This is a genomic window from Myxococcus sp. CA023 (genome assembly GCF_010998615.1).
Lineage (GTDB): Bacteria > Myxococcota > Myxococcia > Myxococcales > Myxococcaceae > Myxococcus.
The window spans coordinates 54121-70214 of the sequence record NZ_JAAEAH010000052.1; the positions used below are offsets into that span (position 1 = coordinate 54121).

Genomic DNA, 16094 nt, shown 5'->3' on the forward strand with positions numbered 1-16094 from the left:
TCAGTTGCGCATCATAGATGCTTACGTCCGCACCGTCAAAGCCTGGGTGTTTCTTCTGAGGGGCGAGGAGGTTGGAGTTGCTCGACTTCTTCGCGGAACGGCTCGGCGGCCGCGTGCATTCGCGCGCCGGTCCGTCATGGAGATGAGGTGGGCCGGGCCGGGCGGATGTCTGTGTTCGCCCGCGCATGCAGGGGCATGAAGAGCGCGCGGGCGCCATCCGCGAGCACCGGCAGGGCCACCGAAGGCTGGAGGACGGCGCCCAGCCCCGCCTGGAGATGCAGGAGGCGGTTGAACTGTCGGTGCACGGCGGCGTCCTGGGAACTGCGCTCCATCATCCGCCGGATGTACCAGTGCAGCACCCCCACGCCGGGCTTCCGCTGGCCGACGGCCTGCGGGTACTGCAGGTCGATGTTCGTGCCCATGAACCAGGGCAGGCGGATGGTGTCGGACAGGCGCTTGCGGAAGCGCTGGGTGAGTCCGTCGAGCGTCGTGGGGAAGCGCCTGGCCTGCTCTTCGATGCAGGCGTGAAGCAGCGCAGCGCCCTGGGCCGCCACCGACATGCCCTGGCCGAAGACGGGGTTGAAGGCACACACGGCGTCACCGACGATGACCCAGTTCTCCGGGAAGCGCGCGAGGCGTTCATAGTGCCGCCAGCGACTCTCCTTCACCTTGTGCAGCGTGAGCGGTCCCAATGGCCGGGCTTCCCGCAGGCAGGCATACAGGTCCGGCTGGGGCAGTGAGCGGGCGAACGCGAGGAAGCCTTCGTCGTCCGCGGGCGCGTGCTCACCGAAGTACCCATTGAGGGTGACAATCCAGCGGTCCTGCTCCACGCGGGAGATGAAGCCGGCGCGCCAGTTCACCGGCGGACACGGGTACTGCATGAGCACCTTCCAGTCCTCTTGGCGGTGCGCGGGAGGTTCGTAGAGGCGGGTGGTGTACGCGAGGTCCACCCGCACCTGTTCCTCTTCGGGACGTGCATGGCCCAGGGCCTCCAGCCACTGGGGCGCACGCGAGCCCCGGCCCGTGGCATCCACCACCAGCGCGGCCTCCAGCGGTTCCTCCACGCCGGCCTTCTTCAATCGCACGCCGGTGACGCGCTGGTGGGAGGCGTCCGTGAGCAGCCCTTCGACCGAGACGCCGCCGTGAAATTCGACGTTGGGCAGCGCCAGCACCCGGCGCAGCACGTGCCATTCCAGGAAGGGACGCGTGCACACCAGCAGGGGAAGGCCCTGGGGGTCGCGCGACTTCCAGACGCCGAAGTGGTGCCACGCGACGTCCCGGCTCGAATCGATGAGCGCGGCCCCCTGGTCCTGGAGGTCTTGAAGGAGGCCGGGGAAGAAGCGCTCCAGGAGGCGGTGACCCGCGTCCAGCATCACGTGGACGTGCGTGCCCTGGGGAACACCTTTGCGCGCCGCGTGCGTGCCGGGGAGCGGGTCCCGTTCCAGGATGATGACTTTCTCGAAGTGGTCCGCGAGCGCGCGGGCGCTCAGCAGCCCCGCCATGCTGCCGCCCATGACCACGGCACGTCCAAAGCGATGTCCAGGCACGTCCACGTTTCAGGCCCCCTGCGTTCCATCCGATGGGCCCGCTTCGGGTGAAGGCAAGGCCTTCTCCCGAAACCAGTCGCCATCAGTGGGGACATTTCATGGCGTGGGTCTGACGTGTGTCGTTGGAATGCGCACGCGCTGCCCAGGCTTGGCGTCTACTCAAAGCAGTTCGCAGTCGGGGATGCAGTAACGCACGTTGATGAGCGTGCGCGTGCTCGCCATGCTGGATTGGCACGCTGCGTACTGGGTCGCGGGCTGGCCGTTCTGACGCGTGTTTCCGCACTTCGCCGTACAGGCCTGCACGTTCTCGAGCCAGTAGATGAGGTCTCCATTGGGGCAGTGAGGCGGGTAGCCCAGTCCCTGCTCGACGCTGATAGGGGCCTCACCCTCGGGAACGTCCATGTCGGCCTCTCCGCCTCCGCAGGCGATGAGCGACAGGGAGAGACACGCGGTCAGCGAGGCGATGAGACGGGAGGCATTCATGGCTCGGCTCCTTCCAGGAGTGGAATCCATGGATGATGCACCATCGCAGGATTTCTCTGAAAGCACGTGCCGAGTGCTGCCGCGGAGGACAACCGCACCAGCACTTCCCGTCGGGAGCACGGATGCCACAGCCCGGTCCGCCGCGGTCGCACTGGACGTCGAAGGAGGCTCCCAACAGCAGTCGATTCATCGCGTCAGCACCTGAAGAACCGGGAGATGGGCGTCTCCATCGACCCGAGCGCGCTGCCTTGGCCAGACGCCTTGTCGGATTTCCTGACGTGACCTGCCCTCCAGGGCAATGGGCGTTCGCCATCCTGCTTCCCACCGTCCCCCGGTTTCGGAGCGGAGAGGAGTGGTGCACATGCGTGTTGTAAGTTGGTGTGTTCTCGCGGGGCTGGGGATGCTGGGCTGTGGTGGGGTCGAGGAGGACGTGAGCGCCGCCACCGGGGAAGCGCGGGTCCAGGCACAAGCCTGTGCTCCCGGGGGCACCGTCTACAAGGTGAAGGACATCCTGCCTCCGGGCGCGCCGCTCCCGTCCCCCAGCGTGCCGGTGCCAGACTCACTGACGAACGTGCAGGGCACGCTCTATTTCGGGTCGGACCTTTACGGAGACCGCGCCACCCTGTGGCGCAGTGATGGGACCTCCGTGGGCACCGTGCCTGTGAAGGAGTTCATCGCGCCGGGACCGGGTTACCAGGGACTGAGCGAGTTCACGTCGGTGGGCGCCCGCCTCTTCTTCATGGTGAATGCGCCACCATTTGGAAGGGAGTTGTGGGTCAGTGATGGGTCGGGAGCGGGCACGCGGCTCGTCAAGGACCTCGAGCCGGGGACCGCCAGTTCCTCGCTGTACTCCTTGGGACAGGCAGGGGACGTGCTGACCTTCTTCCGGAGTCCCTCCGCGGGAGCCGGGGTGTCGCTGTGGCGCTCCGATGGGACGGAGGTGGGCACGTTCCAGCTCATGGCCTACGGACCGGAGCAGGAGGTGTCGTCACGGTCGCTGGGGGTGGCGGGGGCGCGCTTGTTCACCGTGAGCAGCACGAGGGCGGGCACCTGGCTGTGGCGGACGGATGGAACGGCCGCGGGAACCATGCGGCTCAAACGTCTGGACGCGGAGAGGATCTATATCTCCGGCTGGGAGCACACCGAGACGGGTGTGAGTGTCTTCACCTTCTGGGACTCGGGGTCCATCACCGAGGTCTGGAAGACGGACGGGACTCCGGGCGGCACCGTGCGCCTGGAGTCCTTCGGTGGCGATGTCCGGCTGCTGGGGGCCCTGGGTGGGCACGTCTATCTGTCGTCCGTTGTCGGGGAAGGGACATCCTTGAGGGTGTCGAGGGTGTCGCTCGCGGGCGGTGGCAAGGGGACGGTGACCACGCTGCCCAACCGCTACGCGGGCCAGCCCGGCGCGTGGCCCTTCGTGCAGATGGCGGTGCGCGCGGGCGGGAAGCTCTATCTGTCCGTGGGCATCGGCACGCCCGGGCCCGCGCCTCGCGAGGTGAGCCTCTGGGTGACGGATGGCACGGCGGCCGGGACGCGGGAGCTCAGCCGGGGCCTGTCGACGTCCGATGAGTGGGCCTCGCCGCTCTTCGACACCGGCGTCGGGACGCTGCTCTTCAGCACGAGCGAGGGCGGTACGGGCCTGGAGCCCTGGGTGACGGACGGCACACCCGAGCGGACATGCCTCGTCGCGGACCTCAGCCCCCTGGGCGGCTCCTCGCCCGAGGACTTCACCCGCGTGGGCAGCATCGTGTTCTTCCGCGCCTACTCCAACACCTGGGGTGACGCGCTGTGGGCCATGCCCGCCAACGTGGAATGCCCCACCCAGGGACTCCACGTGCGCTGACGCGATGCGCGCCGTGACGGCGTGAGGCGGTGGATGGCGGCGTGCGTCCGAGCCTGCCTGGAGCAGGGCTCGACGCATGCGGTCGCCGCCGGTGTCGGGAAAGTCCCAGTTGTGACATGGAATGTAACAACCAGGCATCCATACATCGGTGATGGGGCTGGCCCTTGCCAGGAAATACGGGAGGATCCAAACGAGAGTCGTTTCGTTGCGCGCCTCGTCGTGTTGGTGTGAAATGGCTGTGTTCACAGATGAGCTGTCGTGATTTGACCGGTAGTTGTGGTTGGATTATCTCTTCGTGCGCTGCTTCATGTCGCAGCCATGAAGCCTGTCGTCCATGCCGGTGGTCTGAAAAGGCAGGGCCCCGCCGAGCCGTGCGACAGGCCCGGGGCCGGCGCCGCTCCTCTCGTCGTCCCGCAGCCCACTCCCACAAGGAAGGTCGCCTGTGAACAGTCCCATCCTGATTCTGGGTTTGCTCGTGGCCAGCGCAGGCCCGAGTCATGCCGCGAACTCCTCGCGTGAAAGGGCGGCCACGGTGAACTCCGCCAGCACCAGTGCCTCGACGGACCGTGTCTCCATGCAGGCCAATGGTGCGAGCCTGGTGGTCGAACTCAAGACGGTGCGTGACATCAGCGCGGTGGTCGTGACCGAGTCTTCTCCGGTGGCGTTCTGGCCCTTCCAGAAGAACGACGTCATCGTGCGCATCAACACGAAGCAGATTTCCCGCCCGTCGGACATCCTCTTCGTCTGGCGCACCGGAGCGCCCTCGTCCTTCGAGTTCGAGGTCCTCCGAGGCGGCACGCGTCTGGTATTCACGGGCACGGCGGCGGAGTTCCCGGGGCTGGCCCTGCCTCCCACGCCGGAGCCGCCCCCACCGCCTCCGCCCCCGACGCCCTGAGTCCCCGGCGCCGCCCGTCTCCAACCCGTCGCGAGGCCCCGGTACGCCGGAGGCCCGCGTTCGCCGTTCCGGGCGTCTGACAAAGTCATTCCAGTCATGGTGATGGTGGGGCGTCTGTTTTTGCTGGGTCGCGTCTTGATATGTCATGAGGAGGTCATGAACAATCAAGACGCCCGGACAGGTGAGGCGTGAAGACCTGAACGGGTCGCAGACAAAAACAACACCCCCGGAGGTACGCATGGACGACTCGAAGAAGGGTTCTCGTCGTACGATTCGCGCACTCGCCTCACCGGCTGCCCTGACGGTGCTCTTCGGAGCCTTCGCCAGCAACGCCGCGACCCTGACGCCCGTGGTGAATGACACCATTGGCGTCAACAACGTCAGCTTCCCGACGACCGAGGTCCAGCAGCAACAGCAGCAGCAACAGCAGCAGGTCGTGAAGCCTGGCACCATGGCCAGCGGCAAGCCGGTGATGCTCCAGTCGCTCGTCGCGGACCTGGGCCTCGCATAGCTCCACCGAAGTCTGTTGTCAGCGCTGCCTTCCTGTTGGGAGGCAGCGCTTCTTCGGGGGCATTCAATTCATGGGAGCGCTCCCGGCGCGATGACGCACAGCCTTGTCGGTTCAGCCCAGCACATGGAGGTTCTGGCCCATGGAAACGCCCTTGACGCAGCGGCCCGGTGACACCCCCCAGGAGGCCCGCGACAGCTCGCGACCGGACCTTCATCTGGTCTTCCCTCCGCAGTGGTCTCCGCTCCAGCCCTTCCTGAGCACCCCGTCGCTCAAGGCCTACCTGGAGCAGAAGGGCCACCGCGTCCACCAGGACGACTGGAACGTCGTCTTCTACCGCTGGTTCATCAGCCGGGCGCGCCTGCCCCTGGCGCGGGCGCGGCTGGAGCGCTTCATCGAGGCGCTGACGGATGAGCATCGCCTCTACCGCGCCCGGTGCCTGCAGGCGCTGGCGACGCTGGAGGAGTATGAGCAGCTCATCGTCCAGGTGGAGGGGCTGCGCACCGGCGATACCTACGGCACGGTGGAGAGCTTCAAGGACAGCGTGGACGCGCTCAAGGCGCTGCTCGCGGCGTTCTCCGCGGCGGAGCCCGTCATCGAGGTTGGGACGACGTCACTCCAGGACGGCGACGTCCTGGGCTCCATTCCGTCACTGCTCGCCTTCATCGACAACCGCAACGCCAACCCCTTCATCGCGTTCTTCGAGGAGCAGGTCGCGAGCGTCAAGCAGTTGCCCCGCTACTTCGGCGTGTCCATCATCGGCACCGAGCAGATTGTCGCGGGACTCACGCTCTGCCGTGTGCTGAAGCAGCGTCATCCGGACGTCCCGGTGCTGGTGGGGGGGAGCGTGTTCTCCCGCCTGGTGGAGAAGGAAAGCACGTGGGTCACCCAGCTGTTCGGCAGGTGCTTCGACTTCATCTGCCGGTACGAGGGCGAGCGCCCGTTGGACCGCTTTCTGTCCGTGGAAGACCCACGGGGAGACCGCCCGCCCAACTTCGCCTTCATGGAGGGTGAGAACCTGGTGCTGACGCCGCTGGGGGACTCCCTGCCCATGAGTGAGGTCCCCACGCCGGATTTCGAGGGGCTGCCGCTGGACGAGTACCTGTCCCCCGAGATTGTACTGCCGCTGTTGACGACGCGCGGCTGCTACTGGGGGAAGTGCGCGTTCTGCTACCACGGCATGATTTACGGCGACCGCTACCGCATGCGCGCGCCCGAGATGATTGCCAAGGACCTGGAGGTGCTCAACGCGCGCCATGGCGTCCGGCACTTCGCGTTCAACGACGAGGCGCTGCCGCCCAAGCTCTTCCGCATGTTGCCGCCCGCCGTCCCCAAGGGGCGCTACTTCTTCACCGCGCTCTACAAGTTCGAGAAGTACTTCACGCGGGAGGACTTCCAGAACATGCACGACATCGGCTTCCGCTCGCTCTACATCGGGCTGGAGACGGCGTCCGAGCGCGTGCAGCGCCACATGCGCAAGAACAACACGCAGAAGGTGATGGTGGACAATCTCCAGTTCGCGCACGACGCGGGCATCTGGAGCCATACCTTCAACTTCTTCGGCTTCCCCACGGAGACGGAGGCCGAGGCGGAGGAGACCGTCCAGTTCCTGCTGGGGCATTCGGACATCCTGCACTCGGAGGGAACGGGGACCTTCGTCTTCGAGCACAACGCGCCCATCCACCTGTCGCCCGAGCAGTTCGGCGTGAAGGCCTTCAAGCCGCGCACGGACACCGTGCTGGACCTCTTCTATGAGTACGAGCCCGCCACGGGACTGGACGCGGCTGGCGCGCAGGCCGTGCTGGAGCGCTACAACCGCCTCAAGCGCGAGCGGAAGGTCTACCAGCACGGGCATTGGGTGGACCGGGAGCACCTGCTGCTGCTGCTCAGCCGCTACGGGCGGGACGCACTGAAGAAGGCCTTCGCCGAGGTCGAGGATTCGGACCGGGGCTATTCCGCGGCGGAGTTGCTGCGGGGGTATGCGTTCGACACGCCCGAGGGCAAGCGTCACTTCGTGGTGAACCGGCGGTTGCGCCGGGTGTGCATCACCAACGAGGACGCGGTGCGCATCGTCGGGTGGCTCCAGTTCGGCGCCAAGGTGGAGGACCTGCTCTCCGCCTATCCCGCGCTGTCGGCCGCGCTGGACCCGGTGCCCGAGGACGTGGTGGAGCTGACAGCGCTGCGCGAAGCGTCCTGATGCCGGCGCCCGTGTCCCTCGCTCCTGGAGGCCCAGGGCGCGAGGGACAGCGCCCCGTCATCGCTTCTGGATGGCGATGATGGGGTCCACGCGGGAGGCGCGGCGCGCGGGCAGCCAGGTGGCCAGCAGCGCCACGCCGCCCAGCAACAGGGCGAACACGCCGAAGGTCAGTGGGTCCGTCCCGCTGACGCCGTACAGCAGGCTTTCCATGTAGCGGGACAGTCCGAAGGCGGCGACGAGCCCCACGCCGATTCCCAATCCCGCCATCTTCATGCCCTGGTCCATGACCAGCCGCACCACCCGGCCCGGAGGCGCCCCAAGCGCCATGCGGATGCCAATCTCCTGGGTGCGTTGCGAGACGAGGTAGGAGATGACGCCGTAGAGGCCCGCGGTGGCCAGCACCAGCGCGATGAGCGCGAACGCGCCCAGGAGCGTGAGGCTCAGGCGCCGTCCCGCCACGGACTGCTGGATGATCTCCTCCATGGTCATGATGTTGTAGAGCGGCTGCTCGGAGTCCACGGCGCGCACCGCGCCGCGCAGTGTGGCCGCCACGCCAGCGGGCGCCGTGTGTGTCTTGAGCACCAGCGTCACCGCTTGGAAGTACCAGAGCGTGGAGCGCGGATGGTTGTAGGGGAGGTGGACCTCGGGGAGGGGCTGCTGGTCCAGGCCCGCCTGCCGCACGTCTCCCACCACGCCGATGATTTCCACGGGCTGGCCCCCGATGAGCAGCCGGCGTCCCACGGCCTCGCTTCCCGCGAAGTGCCGGCGGGCGAGGGCCTGGTTGACGATGACGACCTGCTCGGCGCCGCGGCCGTCGTCCTCGGTGAAGTCGCGGCCGGCCAGCAACGGTATCCCCAGCGACTTGAACAGGTCCGGGCTGGTCGTCCTGAACTCCGCGAACAGCGTCTTGCCCGGCTCCGCCGGCAGCTCTCCCTCCACGGCGTAGTCCCCGCTGGTCCACGCCGTCTGGATGGGCAGGAGGGAGATGAGCGCCGCGGACTCCACGCCCGGGAGCGTCCGGGCCTTCTCCAGGATGGGCTGGAAGAGGCGCTCGACGACCTCCTCACGGGGGTACTGGTTCGGGGTGATGGGCAGGTGGGCGGTGAGGACGTGGCGCGGCTCCAGCCCGGGCTCGGTGCCCAGCAACTTCACGAAGCCTCGCAGCAGCAGCCCCGCTCCGACGAGCAGCACCAACGACAGGGCCACCTCCGTCACGACGAGCGCGCCGCGAAAGTAGTGGTGCGCGCGCGACGGAGACTGCTTGGCCCCTGGCTCGGCGAGGCTGACGCGCAGCGGCGTGCGCGTGGCCTGGAGCGCCGGTGTCAGGCCGAAGGTGAGCGCGCTTCCCACGGATATCAGCAGGAGGAAGCCGAGGACCCGTCCGTTGAGGGGAAGGTCCCCGGTGAGTGGGAAGGACGCCCGGACCAGGTTGCCCATGGCGCTCACACCCCAGGCGCCCAGGAGCACGCCCAGCAGCGCGCCCAGCAGCGACAGCAGCAGGCTCTCCACCAGGAGCTGCCGCACGATGTGTCCCCGGCTCGCGCCCAATGCGAAGCGGACAGCAATCTCCTGTTGCCGCGTGGAGGTCCGGGCGAGCAGCAGGTTGGCCACGTTGGCGCATGCGATGAGCAGCACCAGCAGCACCGCGCCCTGCAGGAGCAGCAGCGTGGGCCGCACGTTGCCCGTCACCGTCTCCGCCAGGGACACCGCCGTGGCGCTCCGCCCGGCTTGCTGCGCGGGGTGCTCTTCCTCGATGCGGCGCGCCACTTCCTTCAGCTCCGCGGCGAGCGTCTGGGGCGGGACACCCGGGCGCAGCCGCCCGAGGACACTCAGGAAGTGCGAGCCCCGGTTGTCCACCCGGTCGGCGGAGGGGACGAAGGGGATGAAGACCTCCATCCGGGCTCCCGCGGGAAAGCCCACCGCCGTGGGCAGGACGCCCACCACGGTGTGCGGCTGCCCGTCCAGCGTCAGCGTGCGTCCGACGAGGCCCGGGTCGGCTCCGAAGCGGCGTTGCCACAGGCCCTCACCGATGACGACGACGGGCGCGGCCCCAGGCTGGTCATCTCCGGGCGCGAAGCCGGGGCCCAGCTTGGGCTGCGTTCCCAGGAGCTGGAAGAGGTTGGCCGTGGCCGCCACCACGTTCACCCGCTCCGCGCCCTCGGGCGTCATCAGGTTGCGGCCCTGGAACTCGTAGGCGGCCACGCCTTCCAGCGAGGGGAGCTGGGTGGACCAGTCCTGGTAATTGGGCCACGACACCGAGCCCAGCCAATTCGGGTCCCGCGCCGGTGTCGTCTCGAAGAGGCGAACGAGTTGCCCTGGCTCGTGGTAGGGCAGCGGGCGGAGCAGCACCGCGTCCACCACGCTGAAGATGGCCGCGTTGGCGCCAATCCCAAATGCCAGACACAACACGGCCACCAGCGTGAAGACCGGGTCCTTCCGGAGCATCCGCGCCGCGAACTTGAAGTCGCTCGCGATGTCCCCCACTCCGTCGGCGATACGGGCCATGTCCACCTCGCGCGGGTAAGCCTAGCAAAAACAGCTCACCCGGCAATGTGCCCAAGCCCAGAGGTGGCGGTGGTCAGGCGTTGGAGGGGACGGGCGCGTCCCGCGCAATCAACCCTTCCTTCTTCAGTGCCTCCCAGAAGGCGTCTGGAATCGCGACCGTCATGGACTGCACGTTCGCCTTCACCTGTTCGGGCGTGCGCGCTCCAGGAATGACGGAGGAGACGACGGAAGGCGCGGCGGCGAACGCGGCGGCCCCGGTGGCGGCGGCGGAAAGGAATTGGCGTCGAGTCCGCATGTCTTCCTCCAGGAAGTCCGGGCCGGGCGGGCTCGCGGGCGCGCGCATCCGGCAAGGTAGAGGATGGACCGTGTCGGTGACACCGTGGTGTGTCAACCGGATGCCGCCGCGGCACGGAGGTCCGCGGTGGATGGCGCCGCGATTCGCCGGGCGCTCATCACCTGACTGTGAAGCCCCCAGTCCCGAGCACGGGGCGTGGGGGCTTCACGGGGCGCGTCACCTCAGTGGGGAGCGATGCCCTGCTTCTCGCTGGGCGTCTCCGTGTAGATGGACTTGAACAGCGAGGCCAGTCCATTGACGGTGGAGCCAAAGGCCTCCACGCCCGCCTGTTTGTAGTTGCCCTTCGTGGCGCTTTCGAAGGCGTCCCGGCCGAAGTTGAGGGCCTCGCGCTGGTGGGCGTTGACCTCGCTGCGCTCCCCCGTCTCCACCTTCTTCACGTTGTCGATGACGCTGGCCTGGGAGCGCGAAGAGATGCCGATGTTGTGCCGGTCGAGAATCTGGTTCACGCCGCCGACCGCGTGGGCGTAGTCGCTCTGCTTGCCCTGCGTGGTCTGGTCGATCTGCTGCCGCATCGGATTCTGGAACGTGTGGTTCTGCTTGACCTTGAACATGGCGTTTCCCCCGTGGGCCTTCGCGGCCCCGCGATGTGTTTCTTGAAATGATTGTCGGGGTATGTGGGTGAGAGTTTCCTGCTCGCGCTTTTTATCCCACGATGGCGCCAATCTGCGGCTTGTGTGTGAGGGTGGCCGCAGGCGTTGGAAGAAGTCGCGCAGGCTGGTTTGGCGGCTGCCCTTGTGGGGCGCCGGGTGCTTCAGGGGCCACCCTTGGACGGCGCGCGCTGAGGCGAGCCCTCCGCGGCGGCGCCATGCTTCACGGGACATGTCCTGGGGAAGGTTCCCAAGGATTCGACGGCGTAGCCATTCGGGTAGCTGCGGATGTTCGCGCGCTGCCGGGCGTAGGCGGGCTCCTTCTTTGGAGACAGCGCGTAGCGTACGAACGTGCCGCGCGCCTTGAGCGCCAGGCGGAACACCTTGCGGCTGAGGCCGGACGGGTGGGGGTAGTGGAACGCATCCAGCAGGGCGTCCTCCATCAGCGTGCGCGCGAAGAGGGTGACCAGCCGCTTGGGCGCGAGGTTCGTCGGCGGGAAGGTGGTGAGCAGTTCCAGGGTGGCGTCCGCGACGGCCTTGCTGCGCGCGTCGAAGGCGAAGTGCGTGGCTTCGTAGCCGTCCATGAGCGAGGTGAAGCCCTCGTAGGTCTCCGGGATGTCCTGGATGCCCATGTGGCGGCCGACGGCGCGGTAGTAGTTCGTCCATCCCGTCACTTCATGCGGCGTGAATGGCCGCCAGCCGAAGTCCGCAATCCAGCGCACCGGCATCACCACGAAGGTGGAGAGCACGTAGCGCATGTCATCGTTGGAGATGTCATAGGCGCCGTGCATCTGGTTCATGCGCCGGAAGGCGCTCCGGCCTTCCTGGCTGGCCATGCCGTGCTCCAGGATGGTGTCCAGGATGAGCACGGTGTCGTCGTAGCGCTTCTGGGTGCGCTGGGTGAACTCGCCCGTGTCGTGCAGGAGGACGCCGATGCTGGGCACCGCGTAGGTGCGGAACAGCGCGAAGCTGAGCGCCTGTTCGACGTCCCAGGGGAACTCCCGGGTGGCGAGGATGCGGACGATGTCCTCGTGTTGGGTCTGAGCGTCGAGGTGGTCCGTGAGGTCGCGCAGCGCGAAGCGGTTCATCCATCGCTCCTCTTGTAAATGCCAACGCGGAGTCTAGCCCAGACAGGGCCTGCCGCGCCCGCTGGCGCCGCGCCGGGTCCTTGCCCGCACGGTTGGTGACGCTCGCGCCCGGGTTGGCACCTTTCCGGCGGCGTCCGTCCCCGGGCGCCGGACCAAGGAGCAGCGCGCATGAACCTGGACCCTTCCACGCAGAAGTTCGTCTCGGACCTGGCGGCCTCGAACAGCCCGCCGCTGTACACCCTGACGCCAGAGCAGGCACGGGAAGTCCTCCTCGAGGCGCAGTCGATTCCAGTGTCCATGCCGGACGCGGACGTGGAGGAGCGCAAGCTGCCCGTGGGGCCCAGGGGCTCCGTCCGGACGCTGCTCTTCCGGCCGAAGGGGAGCAAGGAGCGCCTGCCGGTGCTGATGTTCGTCCACGGCGCGGGCTGGGTGATGGGAGATGCCAGGACGCACGAGCGGCTGGTGCGGGAGCTGGTCAAGGGGGCGAACGTCGCCGCGGTGTTCGTGGACTATGGCCGCTCGCCCGAGAACAAGTTCCCCGTGGCCATCGAAGAGGCCTATGCCGCGACGAAGTACGTGGCGGAGCACCCGGACGAATTCAACGTGGATGCCCGCCGCATGGCGCTGGTGGGAGACAGCGTCGGAGGGAACATGGCGACCGTCGTCAGCATGCTCGCGAAGGAGCGCGGGGGCCCGTCCATCCGCTTCCAGGTGCTCTTCTATCCCGTCACCGACGCCAACTTCGACAACGGCTCCTACCAGGAGTTCGCGGAGGGGCCATGGCTGACGCGCAAGGCGATGAAGTGGTTCTGGGATGCCTACCTGCCGGAGGCCGGCAAGCGCGTGGACCCGCATGTGTCCCCGCTGCGGGCATCACTGGACCAGCTCAAGGGCTTGCCCCCCGCGCTGGTCATCACCGACGAGAACGACGTGCTGCGTGACGAGGGCGAGGCCTACGCGGCGAAGCTCTCCGAGGCGGGTGTCAACGTCACCCAGGTCCGCTTCCTGGGGACGCATCACGACTTCGTCATGCTCAACGCGCTGGCGCAGACGCCGGCGACGCGAGGCGCCATCGCGCTGACTACCACCAAGCTGCGCGAGTGGCTGCACGCGAACTGAGCCAGCCTTTCATTTTCTGAGAGCCGGCCGAGGAGACTGGCGAGCGCATGACGGGCGCCAGCTCTCCGAGGCAATGGCTGCATGACGGCTGCCTCTCAATCTTGGCGCCTCCCCCCCGCTGCATTGGAGGCCGTCATGAAGCGTCTGTCTCTCAATTCCTCATTCGCTGTTGCCAGTTGCGTGAGTGGTATTGCCGCGCTGGCGTTCACGGTCGCTCCGTCGGCGGCGTTCGCGCAGGTTCCCCCACCCGAGTTCACCCTGGTCGAGTGCACGCAGGGAAACCAGAGCCAGAACTACACGCCGGCCATCTCGCTCTTTGCCCGCCCGGTGAACGTGACGGGCTCGGGGCGGTTCTCGTCCTGTCTGGACGCGACGAACCCCGGGATTGCCTTTGGTTCGTTCACCATCACCGGGAATGGCGCGGCGAGCTGTCTGCTGGCGAGCGTGCCCACCCAGAACACCGTGACCTGGAATGACGGCTCGCAGAGCGTCATCGAGTTCATTGGTGGGGCGGATGTGCGGCCGGTGGGGATGACGATGGTGACGCTGCTGGGCCGGGTCTCCAGCGGCCGGTATGAGAACGCGCTCGCCATCAAGACGATGGACGTGTCGTCCGTGCCCGGGGTGACCCAGTGCATCCTCGGCGGCGTGCACTCCGCCACGGCGAACGTCTCGCTGACCCTGCTGCGGCTGTTCTAATCGCTGTCTGCGGTATTTGATTCGCTGGGGCCTGAGGTCGTGGCCCCAGCCGGGGCTGTCAGGAAGGCGTTGCCCGGGGCGACCCTGGGCGCCATGCGAATCCTGAAGCTCGAAGCGGAGCCGTTGTACCTGTGGCCCTACCTCTCCGCGGCCCCCAGAGGTGGAACCGAAACCCAGAACCTGCCCCTCCTGCAGGGGAAGGTCGACGCACTGCCAGCGGGGCTGGATGCCCTGGTGGTGACGTCGGACCTGCAGGGAGTGGCGCCTCGCGCGCTGCTGGGAGGCGCGGTGGCCCTGCTGGGAGAAGTCCTGGCGGATGGGCTCGCGTGCTTGAGTGCGGAGGGCATGTTGCCCCCGCTCGAGCACACGGGCGTGGTGCTGGCGGGGGACCTGTTCTCCGACGACACCGCGCTGGTGCGGGGGGCATCAGGGGACGTGCGGTCCGTATGGGATGCCTTTGGACAGCACTTCCGCTGGGTGGCGGGCGTGGCGGGAAATCACGACAACTTTGGCACCGCGCGCGAGTGGGCGCAGTTCTTCCGCCAGCGTCCGGAGCAGAAGATGCTCGATGGCGACGTGGTGGATGTGGATGGGCTTCGGGTGGGCGGCGTGAGCGGCATCATTGGCCGTCCGGACAAACCCGGCCGACGCGACGAAGAGGCGTTTCTTCGGAGCCTTCGTGACGTCATACGGCAGGACCCGGAGCTGCTGGTGCTTCACCAGGGACCCGATGTGCCTGGAACGCGCATGCGTGGAAGCGCGGCCATCCGGGAGGGCCTGCCGGCCCGTGATGACCTGTTGGTGATTTGTGGCCACGCGCACTGGAACACGCCGCTGGTGGCGCTGCCCGCGGGGCCCCAGGTCCTCAATGTGGACAGCAGGGCCGTGCTGCTCACGTGCTGAAGGCGCGGGCTCCGCGCCGGCTTCCCCTTCAGGGCCTCAGTCGCAGGAGGAATCCATCCCGCGGGCGAGGGTAGGGCGTGCCTTCTGGAAGCGAGCGCGCCAACGCGCCCGCCGCCACCGCGTAGCCGCTCGAATCCACCGCCACCGTGCGCGCCAGGGTGGGGCTTGGACTGGTGAAGCTGCGCACCCAGAGCGAAGCGCCGTCCTCCGGGTGGAACCGGGCCACGTAGAGGCCCGCGGGCACGCCGCCGCCGCCCAAATCCAGCCCGCCATCATGCGCGCCTGCCAGGGTAAGCTGCCCGGCATCATCCGTGGCCAGCGCGGTGGCGGTGGCCGCGAAGGAGCGCGCCCAGCGTTCCTTGCCATGGGTATCAAAGACAGTCACGAAGCCCTGATAGCCGCTGGAGGTGTGAGGCTTCCCCTGGAAGTAGAAGCGCCCGGAGAAGTTCCCACCGACGAAGACGCGGTCGGGGCCCACCGCCAGGGCATGGGCGGTGCCCTCGGTGCCGCGCAAATCCCGGCTCCAGGCGTGCTCGCCGTCCGAAGACAGCTTCAGCACGAAAGGCGTGCGCTGCCGCACCGTGACGAGCGCCGGCCCGCCAAAGCAGACGGAACCCGCATAGGCCCCCGCGACGTGCACGCCGCCAAAGACATCCACCGCCACGGCTCGGGCCGTCACCATGCCTTCGCCCCCCGCGGCCCAGGTGCGGCTCCAGCGCGTCCGGCCGCTGGCGTCCAGGCTCACCGCGAAGGCGGAGCGCTGGCCCTGGAAGTCTCCCACCAGCACCACTCCGCCAGTGCCGTCGGGCGCGAGCGCATTGACGGTGAGCGCACCCGTGCCGTCGAAGTTCCGCACGCGCTCCAGCGCGCCCTGGGGCGACAGCCGGGCCAGGAAGGCTCCAGGCGGGATTTTCGCCGCGCCCAGCGCGAAGCCGGCGGAGACGCCGCCCAGCCACGCGTTGCCTTCGCCATCCACGGCGAGCCCGCCCACGTGTGCGCGCGCGGTGTCTGCCTCCGGTGTCAGCCCATGCGCCCAGCGCAGGGTGCCTTCCGAAGAGAAGCGCGCCATCAGCAGGTGAGGCGCTCTTGATACGTGGTTGAAAGGCAGGGGGCCTCCCCCAAGGTCCAGAGGCTCACGGTAGGTCGCCGCGACGAGGATGTCCCCGTCAGGAGCCACCACGGCATGTGGCGCTTCGCTGTCCCCCAGTACCAGCGGACGCGTCCACGCCAGGACCCCCTCGCCCTCACCTGCAGCCGACCCCGCCACCTCCAAGCCCGGGGCGCGGGCTGTCTCTTCTACACATCTCAAAAAAAAAAGTAATGATACGGTAATCGTATGAATAGCATCAAATAATCTATCTTTAT

Annotated in this window: 14 protein-coding genes; 7 read left to right on the top strand and 7 right to left on the bottom strand. The window is 67.7% G+C overall.

Features of this window, described 5'->3' with window-relative positions:
* Positions 1-134 precede the first annotated feature (134 nt).
* Both F8M74_RS22720 and F8M74_RS22725 read right to left on the bottom strand, forming a co-directional pair.
* A complete protein-coding gene (locus F8M74_RS22720) occupies positions 135-1514 on the bottom strand; it encodes an NAD(P)/FAD-dependent oxidoreductase (RefSeq protein ID WP_216619638.1) in 1380 nt (459 codons plus the stop codon).
* Between the two features lie 192 nt (positions 1515-1706).
* On the bottom strand, positions 1707-2030 hold the full coding sequence (locus F8M74_RS22725; protein WP_141254694.1) for a hypothetical protein: 324 nt from the start codon (positions 2028-2030) through the stop codon (positions 1707-1709).
* A gap of 361 nt (positions 2031-2391) precedes the next feature.
* Between F8M74_RS22725 and F8M74_RS22730 the strand changes: the two genes are divergently transcribed.
* From F8M74_RS22730 to F8M74_RS22745, 4 genes are all read left to right on the top strand, one after another.
* Positions 2392-3873, top strand: coding sequence for a hypothetical protein (locus F8M74_RS22730; protein ID WP_228560207.1), 1482 nt, complete (start codon positions 2392-2394; stop codon positions 3871-3873).
* A 442-nt stretch (positions 3874-4315) separates the two neighbouring features.
* Positions 4316-4768 carry a hypothetical protein gene (locus tag F8M74_RS22735; RefSeq protein WP_240462304.1) on the top strand — a complete coding sequence of 151 codons (453 nt, stop codon included), beginning with the start codon at positions 4316-4318 and terminating at the stop codon, positions 4766-4768.
* A 238-nt stretch (positions 4769-5006) separates the two neighbouring features.
* Positions 5007-5279, top strand: coding sequence for a hypothetical protein (locus F8M74_RS22740; RefSeq protein ID WP_162295138.1), 273 nt, complete (start codon positions 5007-5009; stop codon positions 5277-5279).
* Positions 5280-5418: 139 nt separating this feature from the next.
* Positions 5419-7473 (top strand): radical SAM protein, encoded by a 2055-nt coding sequence (locus tag F8M74_RS22745; protein ID WP_141258728.1) that lies wholly within the window; start codon positions 5419-5421, stop codon positions 7471-7473.
* Positions 7474-7530: 57 nt separating this feature from the next.
* Here the strand turns inward: F8M74_RS22745 and F8M74_RS22750 are convergent, their stop codons facing one another.
* From F8M74_RS22750 to F8M74_RS22765, 4 genes are all read right to left on the bottom strand, one after another.
* Positions 7531-9978 carry an ABC transporter permease gene (locus tag F8M74_RS22750; protein ID WP_141258729.1) on the bottom strand — a complete coding sequence of 816 codons (2448 nt, stop codon included), beginning with the start codon at positions 9976-9978 and terminating at the stop codon, positions 7531-7533.
* A 73-nt stretch (positions 9979-10051) separates the two neighbouring features.
* The gene (locus F8M74_RS22755) at positions 10052-10273 is read right to left on the bottom strand and encodes a twin-arginine translocation signal domain-containing protein (RefSeq protein ID WP_141258730.1); all 222 of its coding nucleotides are present in this window, start codon (positions 10271-10273) and stop codon (positions 10052-10054) included.
* 221 nt (positions 10274-10494) lie between these two features.
* Positions 10495-10884, bottom strand: a complete 390-nt coding sequence (locus F8M74_RS22760) for a hypothetical protein (protein WP_141258731.1) — start codon at positions 10882-10884, stop codon at positions 10495-10497.
* A gap of 200 nt (positions 10885-11084) precedes the next feature.
* On the bottom strand, positions 11085-12008 hold the full coding sequence (locus F8M74_RS22765) for an oxygenase MpaB family protein (RefSeq protein ID WP_141258732.1): 924 nt from the start codon (positions 12006-12008) through the stop codon (positions 11085-11087).
* A 168-nt stretch (positions 12009-12176) separates the two neighbouring features.
* Between F8M74_RS22765 and F8M74_RS22770 the strand changes: the two genes are divergently transcribed.
* From F8M74_RS22770 to F8M74_RS22780, 3 genes are all read left to right on the top strand, one after another.
* A complete protein-coding gene (locus F8M74_RS22770; protein WP_141258733.1) occupies positions 12177-13127 on the top strand; it encodes an alpha/beta hydrolase in 951 nt (316 codons plus the stop codon).
* Between the two features lie 135 nt (positions 13128-13262).
* Positions 13263-13826 carry a hypothetical protein gene (locus F8M74_RS22775; RefSeq protein ID WP_228560861.1) on the top strand — a complete coding sequence of 188 codons (564 nt, stop codon included), beginning with the start codon at positions 13263-13265 and terminating at the stop codon, positions 13824-13826.
* 93 nt (positions 13827-13919) lie between these two features.
* Positions 13920-14729 carry a metallophosphoesterase gene (locus F8M74_RS22780; protein WP_141258734.1) on the top strand — a complete coding sequence of 270 codons (810 nt, stop codon included), beginning with the start codon at positions 13920-13922 and terminating at the stop codon, positions 14727-14729.
* A 28-nt stretch (positions 14730-14757) separates the two neighbouring features.
* On the opposite strand, the gene F8M74_RS22785 is transcribed toward F8M74_RS22780, so the two are convergent.
* Entirely contained in the window at positions 14758-15798 is a 1041-nt protein-coding gene (locus tag F8M74_RS22785; protein WP_228560859.1) for a hypothetical protein, read from the bottom strand.
* Positions 15799-16094 lie beyond the last annotated feature (296 nt).

What these genes read in the sequence shown, in the direction of transcription:
- F8M74_RS22750 (WP_141258729.1), bottom strand. Translation starts at nt 9,978, where the DNA reads ATGGCCCGTATCGCCGACGGAGTGGGGGACATCGCGAGCGACTTCAAG.
- F8M74_RS22780 (WP_141258734.1), top strand. Translation starts at nt 13,920, where the DNA reads ATGCGAATCCTGAAGCTCGAAGCGGAGCCGTTGTACCTGTGGCCCTAC.
- F8M74_RS22740 (WP_162295138.1), top strand. Translation starts at nt 5,007, where the DNA reads ATGGACGACTCGAAGAAGGGTTCTCGTCGTACGATTCGCGCACTCGCC.
- F8M74_RS22730 (WP_228560207.1), top strand. Translation starts at nt 2,392, where the DNA reads ATGCGTGTTGTAAGTTGGTGTGTTCTCGCGGGGCTGGGGATGCTGGGC.
- F8M74_RS22775 (WP_228560861.1), top strand. Translation starts at nt 13,263, where the DNA reads ATGAAGCGTCTGTCTCTCAATTCCTCATTCGCTGTTGCCAGTTGCGTG.
- F8M74_RS22755 (WP_141258730.1), bottom strand. Translation starts at nt 10,273, where the DNA reads ATGCGGACTCGACGCCAATTCCTTTCCGCCGCCGCCACCGGGGCCGCC.
- F8M74_RS22725 (WP_141254694.1), bottom strand. Translation starts at nt 2,030, where the DNA reads ATGAATGCCTCCCGTCTCATCGCCTCGCTGACCGCGTGTCTCTCCCTG.
- F8M74_RS22765 (WP_141258732.1), bottom strand. Translation starts at nt 12,008, where the DNA reads ATGAACCGCTTCGCGCTGCGCGACCTCACGGACCACCTCGACGCTCAG.
- F8M74_RS22760 (WP_141258731.1), bottom strand. Translation starts at nt 10,884, where the DNA reads ATGTTCAAGGTCAAGCAGAACCACACGTTCCAGAATCCGATGCGGCAG.
- F8M74_RS22745 (WP_141258728.1), top strand. Translation starts at nt 5,419, where the DNA reads ATGGAAACGCCCTTGACGCAGCGGCCCGGTGACACCCCCCAGGAGGCC.
- F8M74_RS22770 (WP_141258733.1), top strand. Translation starts at nt 12,177, where the DNA reads ATGAACCTGGACCCTTCCACGCAGAAGTTCGTCTCGGACCTGGCGGCC.
- F8M74_RS22720 (WP_216619638.1), bottom strand. Translation starts at nt 1,514, where the DNA reads ATGGGCGGCAGCATGGCGGGGCTGCTGAGCGCCCGCGCGCTCGCGGAC.
- F8M74_RS22785 (WP_228560859.1), bottom strand. Translation starts at nt 15,798, where the DNA reads ATGGCGCGCTTCTCTTCGGAAGGCACCCTGCGCTGGGCGCATGGGCTG.